Below are 8,731 nucleotides of genomic sequence, written 5' to 3' on the forward strand. Positions count from 1 at the left end.
CCCGGGCGTCCGGCACGGGGCCGGTCCCGGTTCCTGCCGCCGCGCCCGCCGCCCCGCCGTCGGCGATCGCCTCGAGCTCGTCGCGCACGTCCTCCATGTCGGGCCGCCGGTGCGGGTCCGGGTCGAGCATCCGCAGCAGCAGCGGACCCACGGCGCCGCTCTGCCGCGGCGTGCGCACCGGGCCGTCGCCGGCGCACCCGCCGGACCGGTCCCGCTGGGGCGGCACGCCCTCGAGCGCCCGGTACAGCGTCGCGCCGAGCGCGTAGACGTCGGCGGGACGGCGGAACTCGGTGCCCGGGACGAGCAGCTCGGGGGCCAGGTAGCCGCGGGTCCCCGAGACGCGGGGACCGCTCGACGAGCAGTCGCCGTCGTCCGGCGCGTCGGCAGGCTCCTCCTCCCCCGACGGCCCCGTCACCGTCACGGCTCGGGCGAGGTCGCGGGCGATGCCGAAGTCGATGAGCACGGCCGTGCGGTCGGTGACCAGCACGTTGGTCGGCGTGACGTCGCGGTGCAGCAGGCCCTGCCGGTGCACGGCCACCAGCCCGTCGGCGAGCTGTGCGCCGTACCGCGCGGCGTCCTGCACGGAGACCCGGCGCAGCGCGCCGAGCGGTTCGCCCTCGACGTACGCCATGACGATCCAGTGGTCGCCGTCGTCCTCGACGAGGTCGTGCACGGGCACGACGTTCGGGTGGCGCACCCTGGCCAGGGCCTCGGCCTCGCGGACGGCGGGCGCGGGGCCCTCGCCGTCGTGCCGCACGCGCTTCATCGCGACCCGCAGCGTGCTCACGCTGAGGCTGACGGCCTCCCAGACGTCACCCTGCCCACCGGAGCCCAGCGGCCGCACCAGCCGGTAGCGCCCCGCGACCTCGTCGCCCGCCCTGACCTCGCCCACGTGTCGTCCCTCGTCCCACCCTGCGGCGTTGCGTGCTGACCGCGGGATGCTATTGCACCTTTTGTCCTGATGCAGGGTCAGCAGCGGCCGTGAGCCGCAGCGCCGCCTCGAGCAGTGCCCGCGTGCCGCGGGTCAGCGCCCGGAGGTCCTCGACGTCGAGCTCGTCGAGCAGCTCGCCGGGCAGCTCCTCGTCGTGGGCGACGATGCGGCGGATCGCGTCGCTGCCCTTCGCCGTGCTGGTCACGCGTCGCACGCGCCCGTCCGCCGGGTCGGGCGTGCGGCACGTCATCCCCGCGGCGGTCAGCCGGTCGAGGATGCCGGAGACGGTGGCCGCGGACACGCCGAGCGCCTCGGCCAGCCGCTGCGGCGTCGACTCGCCGTCCACCTGCACGAGCGCGAGCGCACGGAGCTGCTGCACGGTGAGGTCCGTCTCCAGGAGCGGCACGAGCCGCGTCGCGAACAGCTCCTCGCCGAGCCGCCGGTGCAGCGCGCCGAGCTCGGCGACGAGCTCCGCACGGTCCTGGCCCGCGGGCCCCTCGTCGGTCCGGCCGTCGGTCCCCCTGTCGGTCACGGTGCGACTCTAACGGCCGCCGAGCGCCGGCAGGCGCCCGGTTGCGGGCCGGGAACCACGGCCGGATCCTTTGCGTTGGGCAAACTATCGCGCCGCGGACGGCGCGGCCCGCGCGTGTCCCCCGACGCGTACACCCCCAGAGCTGGAGGCAGTGTGTTCCGTCTTGCCCGCATGTCGCTCGCGAACCGTGCGCTGGTCGCACTGGCGACGGTGGCCGTCTTCGTCGTCGGCGTGGCCAGCACCTGGCAGCTGCGACAGGAGCTGATCCCGCCGCTCGACGTGCCGGTCGTCGCCGTCACCGCTGCCGACCCGGGCACCGCGCCCGAGCTGCTCGCCGAGCAGGTCACCGACCCGGTCGAGAGCGCCGTCGAGGCGGTGGACGGCGTCACGGGGCTCACCTCGACCGTCGCCACCGGACTGTCGGTGACCACGGTCGAGCTGGAGTACGGCACCGACGTCGACGCCGTCGAGCAGGAGGTCATTTCGGCCCTGAACGGGCTGTCCGACCTGCCGGACGGCGTCGAGCCCGAGGTCGTCGCCGGGTCGCTCGACGACCTGCCCGTCGTCCAGCTCGCGGTGTCCCGCGAGGGCGGCGACGGGTCGGACGAGCAGGAGCTCAGCGACCTGGTCGACGACGTCCTCGTCCCGGAGCTGTCCGGCATCGCCGACGTCCGCGACGTCACCGTCACCGGCGCGACGGAGCGCCAGGTCGTCATCGAGCCGGACGACGAGCAGCTCGCCGCCGCGGGCCTCACGCAGCAGCAGCTCATGACGCTCCTGCAGGAGAACGGCACCGTCCTGCCGGTCGGCTCCGTCACCGAGGACGGCACGACGAGCAGCGTCCAGGTCGGCACCACCGTCGCGTCGGTCGAGGAGCTGAAGGACCTCCCGCTGCTGCCGGCGGCGCCGTCCGGGGCGGGCGCCGGTGCCACTCCGGACCCCGGCGCCACGGGCGCCCCGGCACCCGGCACGGCGCCCGTCGTCCACCTCGGCGACGTCGCCGAGGTACGCGTCGAGGACGTGCCCGCGACCTCCTTCTCCCGCCTCGACGGCGAGCCGTCCCTCGCGGTCGCGCTCACCAAGACGCCGGACGGCAACACGGTCGACGTGTCGCACGCCGTGCGCGACGTGCTGGCCGACCTCGAGGACGAGCTCGACGCCGAGAGCGTCACGACCGTCGTCACGTTCGACCAGGCGCCGTTCATCGAGGAGTCGATCGAGGGTCTGACGACCGAGGGCGGGCTCGGCCTGCTGTTCGCCGTCCTCGTCATCCTGGTGTTCCTCGCCTCGCTGCGGGCCACGCTGGTCTCGGCCATCTCGATCCCGCTGTCGCTGGCGGTCACGTTCGCCGCGATGAACGTGACGGGCTACACGCTCAACATCCTCACGCTCGCCGCGATGACGATCTCGATCGGGCGCATCGTCGACGACTCGATCGTGGTCATCGAGAACATCAAGCGGCACCTGTCCTACGGCGAGGACCGGGTCGACGCGATCGTCACCGCCGTGCGCGAGGTGGGCGCCGCCATCACGGCGTCCACGGTCTGCACCGTCGCGGTCTTCGCACCCATCGCGCTCGTGGGCGGCATGGCGGGCGAGCTGTTCCGGCCGTTCGCCGTGACGGTCGCGATCGCGATGGGCGCGTCGCTGGTGGTCGCGCTCGTCGTCGTGCCCGTGCTCGCCTACTGGTTCATCAAGGGGCCGGTCTCGGCCGAGGACGGCGCGGCCGTGCGCGAGGCCGCCGAGGAGAAGGAGCGCCGCGGCGTGTGGCAGCGCGCCTACGTCCCCTCGCTGGCCGCCGCGCTGCGCCGTCCCGCCGTGACGCTCGGCATCGCCGTCGCGCTGCTGGCCGGCACGGTCGCCCTCGTGCCGCGCATGGAGACCAACTTCATCGGCGACGCGGGCCAGGACACGCTGTCGGTGACGCAGGAGTTCGAGCCGGGCACCTCGCTGGAGGCGCAGGACGACGCGGCCCGCGAGGTCGAGGACGTGCTCGCCGGCGTCGACGGCGTGGCCACGGTGCAGACCACCGTCGGTTCCGGCGACGGTTTCGCCGCCGCGTTCGGCGGCGGGGGCGGCACGAGCGCGTCGTACGCCCTCGCGCTGGAGGAGGACGCCGACGGCACGACGGTGCAGGACGACGTCGACGCCGCGCTCGAGGACGCCGACCTGACCGGCGAGCTGAGCGTCACCGCGGGCGACTCGGGCTTCGCGAGCAGCACGGTCGACCTGGTCGTCACCGCGCCCGACGCCGACGACCTCACCGAGGCGGCGGGCCAGGTCGAGGACGCGGTGGCCGACGTCGACGGCGTGGACTCCGTCACCAACAACCTCGCCGCCGAGCAGTCCACGGTGCGCGTCACGGTCGACCGGGACGCCGCGGCGGAGGCAGGCCTCACCGAGCAGCAGGTCTCGGGCCTGCTGGCCGGCGCCATGAACGCGGCGAGCCTCGGCACGATCGACGTGGACGGCGCGACGCTCGACGTCGTCCTGGGCGGCGACGCGCCCACGACCGTCGGCGGGATCCGGGAGCTGGACGTCCCCACGGCCGCGGGCGTCGTGCCGCTGGGCGACCTGGCCGAGGTCGAGCGCGTCTCCGCGCCCGCCTCGCTCACCCGGGTCGACGGCGAGCGCAGCGCGACCGTCGCGGTGACCCCGGCGGGCAACGACCTGGGCACGCTGTCCCAGGACCTGCAGACCGAGCTCGACGGCCTCGACCTGCCCGACGGCGCCGAGGTGGAGGTCGGCGGCGTCGCGGCCGACCAGGCGGACGCGTTCGCCGACCTGGGCCTCGCGCTGCTCGTCGCGATCCTCATCGTCTACCTCGTCATGGTGGCGACGTTCCGCAGCATCGGTCAGCCGCTCATCCTGCTGGTGTCGGTGCCGTTCGCGGCGACGGGCGCTCTGGGCGCACTGCTGCTCACGGGCACGCCGCTCGACGTGGCAGCACTCATCGGCGTGCTCATGCTCGTCGGCATCGTGGTGTCCAACGCGATCGTGCTCATCGACCTCATCAACCAGTACCGCGCGGACGGGCGCTCGCTGGACGAGGCCGTGCGCGAGGGCGCGCGGCAGCGCCTGCGGCCCATCGTGATGACGGCGGCGGCGACGATCCTCGCGCTGACACCGATGGCGTTCGGCCTCACGGGCGGCGGGGCGTTCATCTCGCAGCCGCTGGCGCTCGTGGTGATCGGCGGTCTGCTGTCGTCGACGCTGCTCACCCTGTACGTGGTGCCGGTGATCTACACGCTGCTGGAGCGCCGCTCCGAGCACCGGGGGTCCAAGCGGGCGGCCCGCGCCGCCCGCCGCGCGGAGCGGGCGCAGGCCAGGGCTGCCGAGGCGGCCCGCCGCGCCCAGCTCCTGGCGGCGGAGACGCCGTAGGCCGAGCCGTCCGGGCGGGGGGTCACCACGCCGCCGACGCGCCCCGCGGGGACAGCGTGCGGGGGACGTTCCAGGGGTTGTCGTCGCGCAGCGGGGGCGGGAGCAGGGACTGCGGCGCGTCCTGGTAGGCGACGCCGCGCAGGAACCGGCCGATCGCCGCGGTGCCGACGGACGTCGCGTCCGTCGTCGTCGCGGGCCACGGGCCGCCGTGCTGCATCGCGGGCGTGACCGCCACGCCGGTGGGCCAGCCGCCGAACAGCAGGCGGCCGGCGTGCCGCGCGAGCCGGTCGACGGGTGCGTCCTCCCGCGCCCCGAGGTGCAGGGTCACGGTGAGGTTACCGGGGAACAGCTCGGCGACGACGCCCGCGAGGTCGGTGCCCTCCGGGTACTCGACCACGACGGAGAACGGCCCGAACACCTCGTCGAGCAGCGCGGGCCCGGCCGCCCGCACGGCGTCGAGCGGCGCGGCGGCGATCGTCGGGGTGGCCCAGCCGTGGCCGTCGGCGTCGCGGCGCAGGTGCCCGGCGTGCACCACCCGCACGCCGTCGGCCCCGAGGGCCGCGGCGACGCGGGCGTCGTACCTGTCCGCGATCGCGCGGTCGAGCAGCCGGTGCTCGGCGACCGCGGACGCGGCGGCGACCACGGCGTCGTCGTAGGCGGTGCCCTCGGGGACCAGCAGGAATCCGGGCTTGGTGCAGAGCTGGCCTGCCGAGCCGGACACGCTGGCGACGTACCCGGCGAGCAGCTCGTCGCCGCGCTCGCGCAGGGCTCCCGCGCTGACCAGGACGGGGTTGACGCTGCCGAGCTCGCCGTGGAACGGGATCGGGTCGGGGCGCGCGGCGGCCCGGGCCGCGAGCAGCTGCCCCACGCGCTGCGACCCGGTGAACGACGCCGCTCGCACCGCGGGGTGCTCCAGCAGCGCGACGCCGGCGTCCTGCCCCGCGACGCGCTGCAGCGCGCCGTCGGGCAGACCGGCCTCCGTGAGCGCGCCCGACACCAGCGCCGCGACGCGCTCCGCGAGGCGCGGGTGCCCGGGGTGCGCCTTGACCACGACGGGGCAGCCGGCGGCGAGCGCCGCCGCGGTGTCGCCGCCGGCCACGGAGAACGCGAAGGGGAAGTTGCTCGCGGCGAAGACGAGCACCGGGCCGACCGGCCAGAGCGTGCGGCGCAGGTCGGGCCGGGGGCCGAGCACGAAGTCGGGGTCCGCCTCGTCGAGGCGCGCGTCGAGGTAGGTGCCGTCCTCGACGACGCCGGCGAAGAGGCGGAGCTGGACGCGGGTGCGGGTGAGCTCGCCGCGCAGCCGGGCGTCGGCGAGGCCGGTCTCCTCCTGGGCGAGGGCGACCAGCTCGTCGGTGTGGTCGCCGAGGGTCGCGGCGGCGCGGCGGAGGGCGTCGGCGCGCACGGCGGGTGCGGCCTGCGACGTGGCGGGGTAGGCGGCGGCGGCGCGGCGGGCGACGTCGTCCGTCGTCTGCTCGGTCATGGTGGCTCCTCGGGTCAGAACACGAAGCCCGTCGGGAACGGGTCGCTCGGGTCCAGCAGGTAGGTGGCGGTCCCGGTGACCCAGGCCCGTCCGGTGATGGTGGGCACGACGGCGGGGACGCCCGCGACGGTGGTCTCGCCGACGAGGCGGCCGACGAACCGGCTGCCGATGAACGACTCGTTGACGAAGTCGGTGTGCAGCCCGAGCTCGCCGCGCGCCCACAGCTCGGCCATGCGGGCGGAGGTCCCGGTGCCGCACGGCGACCGGTCGAACCAGCCGGGGAAGATCGCCATGGCGTGGCGGGAGCGGCGGGCGTCGGAGCCGGGGGCGATGAGCTCGACGTGGTGGCAGCCGGCGACGCCGTCGAGCTCGGGGTGCTTCGGCGGTGCGGTCTCGTTGACGGCGTCCATGATCGCCAGGCCCGCGGTGAGCAGGTCGTGCTGCCGGGAGCGGTCGAACGGTAGGCCGAGGTCGTCGAGGTCGACGAGGGCGTAGAAGTTGCCGCCGAACGCCATCGAGTAGGGCACGGACCCGTACCCGGGGACGTCGACGACCTGGTCGAGCGCCGTGACGAAGCTGGGCACGTTCTCGATGGTCACGGCGTCGGCGTGCCCGTCGCGCACGGCGACGGACGCGACGACCGGCCCCGCGGGCGTGTCGAGCCGGATCTCGGTGACGGGCTCACGCACCTCGACCATGCCGGTCTCGACGAGCACGGTGGCGACGCCGATGGTGCCGTGCCCGCACATGGGCAGGCAGCCGGACACCTCGATGTAGACGACGCCCCAGTCGCAGTCGTCCCGGGTGGGCGGCTGCAGGACGGCACCGCTCATGGCGGCGTGGCCGCGGGGCTCGTCCATGAGGAAGTGCCGCAGGTGGTCGAGGTGCTCCATGAAGTACAGGCGCTTGTCGTTCATGGTGGCACCGGGGATGGTCCCGATGCCGCCGGTGACGACGCGCGTCGGCATGCCCTCGGTGTGCGAGTCGACGGCGGTGATCGATCTGCTGCTGCGCATGGTGCCTCCTCGGCGTCTGCCCGGCGTCCCTCAGCGCGACGCGAGGTAGGTGAGCGCCGCCTCGGTGTCCTTGCGCACCTGCGCCTCGTGCTCGGCGGACAGGGGGCCGCGCGGCGGACGGGTCGGCCCACCGTAGCTCTGCCCGGCGAGGTCGATCGACAGCTTGATCGCCTGCACGAACTCGGTGCGCGAGTCCCAGCGGAAGGCGGGCACGAGGTGGCGGTACAGCTCGCGCGCCTCGTCGATCCGGCCCTCCGTGACGAGGGTGTAGATCTCGACGGCCTCGCGCGGGAACGCGTTCGGGTAGCCGGCGAACCAGCCGACGGCGCCCGCGACCAGGGACTCGAACAGCAGGTCGTCGGCGCCCGCGACGACGTCGAGGTCGGGCGCGAGCTCCTTGATCTCCAGCACGCGCCGCACGTCGCCGGAGAACTCCTTGACGGCGACGACGTTCTCGAGCTCGGCGAGCTCGGCGAGGAGGTCGGGCGTGAGGTCGACCTTGGTGTCGATCGGGTTGTTGTAGACCATGATCGGCAGGCCCACCTCGTTGACGGCGGCGTAGTGCGCGATCACCTCCGACCGGTTGGCGCGGTAGAGCGTGGGCGGCAGCAGGAGGACGCCGTCGGCGCCGTCCTCGGCCGCGAGCTCGGCCCAGTGCCTGGCCTGGTGGGAGCCGACGCCGTGCACGCCCGCCACGACGAGCCCGCGCCCGCCGACGGCCTGCACGGCGGTCCGGACGACGCGGCGGCGCTCGTCGTCGGTGAGCGAGGAGTACTCGCCGAGCGACCCGTTGGGCCCGACGCCGCGGCAGCCGCTGTCGACGAGGAGCTCGCAGTGCGCGGCGTAGCGGTCGTGGTCGACGGCGAGGCCGGCCGGTGCGGACTCGTCGGGCGTGAAGGCGAGCGTGGTGGCGACGATGACGCCGCCGAGGTCGAAGCGCTGGGTCATGGGTGGTCTCCTGAGGTCGCGGGGTCGGGGTGGTGCGGAGGGGACGAGGGCGGCGCCGCGAGGTCGCCGAGGCGGACGGGCACGACGACGGTGCGCCGGTCGGTGCCGTGCTCGGCGCCGTGCTCGCCCACCAGCTCCTCGAGCGTGCGACCGCAGACGCGGGCCTGGCACGGGCCGAGCCCGGCGCGGCTGGTGAGCTTGACCGAGCGCGTGGCGCGCGAGCCCGTGAGCTCGCCGACCTCGCGCAGGCGGCCGTAGGTGGTCTCCTCGCAGCGGCACACGACCGTGTCGTCGCGCAGCCAGCGCACCCAGCCGCCGCGCACGCCGTGGGCGGCGTCGAGGCGGGCGGCGAACGCACGCCACCGGTCCCGCTCCCGGACGACGGCGCCGCGCACCGCTCCCCCGGCGGCGGCCGCCCCGGCGACGGCGCCCTCGGCCAGCGC

The 8,731-nt window shown here is 75.2% G+C and carries 7 protein-coding genes; 1 reads left to right on the forward strand and 6 read right to left on the reverse strand.

The genetic code is table 11. The features are described from left to right. Both HLB15_RS20740 and HLB15_RS20745 read right to left on the reverse strand, forming a co-directional pair. On the reverse strand, positions 1-892 hold an 892-nt coding region (locus HLB15_RS20740), incomplete at its 3' end, for a serine/threonine-protein kinase (protein WP_171108222.1). A 49-nt stretch (positions 893-941) separates the two neighbouring features. After that, positions 942-1,463, reverse strand: coding sequence for a MarR family winged helix-turn-helix transcriptional regulator (locus HLB15_RS20745; protein ID WP_171108225.1), 522 nt, complete (start codon positions 1,461-1,463; stop codon positions 942-944). A 171-nt stretch (positions 1,464-1,634) separates the two neighbouring features. On the opposite strand from HLB15_RS20745, the gene HLB15_RS20750 reads away from it, so the two are divergent. After that, positions 1,635-4,844 (forward strand): efflux RND transporter permease subunit, encoded by a 3,210-nt coding sequence (locus HLB15_RS20750; protein ID WP_171108227.1) that lies wholly within the window; start codon positions 1,635-1,637, stop codon positions 4,842-4,844. Positions 4,845-4,866: 22 nt separating this feature from the next. On the opposite strand, the gene HLB15_RS20755 is transcribed toward HLB15_RS20750, so the two are convergent. The 4 genes from HLB15_RS20755 to HLB15_RS20770 all read right to left on the reverse strand — a co-directional run. Next, positions 4,867-6,324 (reverse strand): aldehyde dehydrogenase family protein, encoded by a 1,458-nt coding sequence (locus HLB15_RS20755; RefSeq protein ID WP_171108229.1) that lies wholly within the window; start codon positions 6,322-6,324, stop codon positions 4,867-4,869. A 14-nt stretch (positions 6,325-6,338) separates the two neighbouring features. Continuing rightward, a complete protein-coding gene (locus HLB15_RS20760) occupies positions 6,339-7,340 on the reverse strand; it encodes a proline racemase family protein (protein WP_171108231.1) in 1,002 nt (333 codons plus the stop codon). A 30-nt stretch (positions 7,341-7,370) separates the two neighbouring features. Then, positions 7,371-8,288 (reverse strand): dihydrodipicolinate synthase family protein, encoded by a 918-nt coding sequence (locus HLB15_RS20765; RefSeq protein WP_171108233.1) that lies wholly within the window; start codon positions 8,286-8,288, stop codon positions 7,371-7,373. Continuing rightward, positions 8,285-8,731, reverse strand: a 447-nt coding sequence (locus tag HLB15_RS20770; RefSeq protein ID WP_171108235.1) for a bacterioferritin-associated ferredoxin, incomplete at its 5' end; no start/stop codon positions are given. The genes HLB15_RS20765 and HLB15_RS20770, both read right to left, overlap by 4 nt.

This window comes from Promicromonospora citrea, assembly GCF_013004695.1.
Classification (GTDB): Bacteria; Actinomycetota; Actinomycetes; order Actinomycetales; family Cellulomonadaceae; genus Promicromonospora; species Promicromonospora citrea.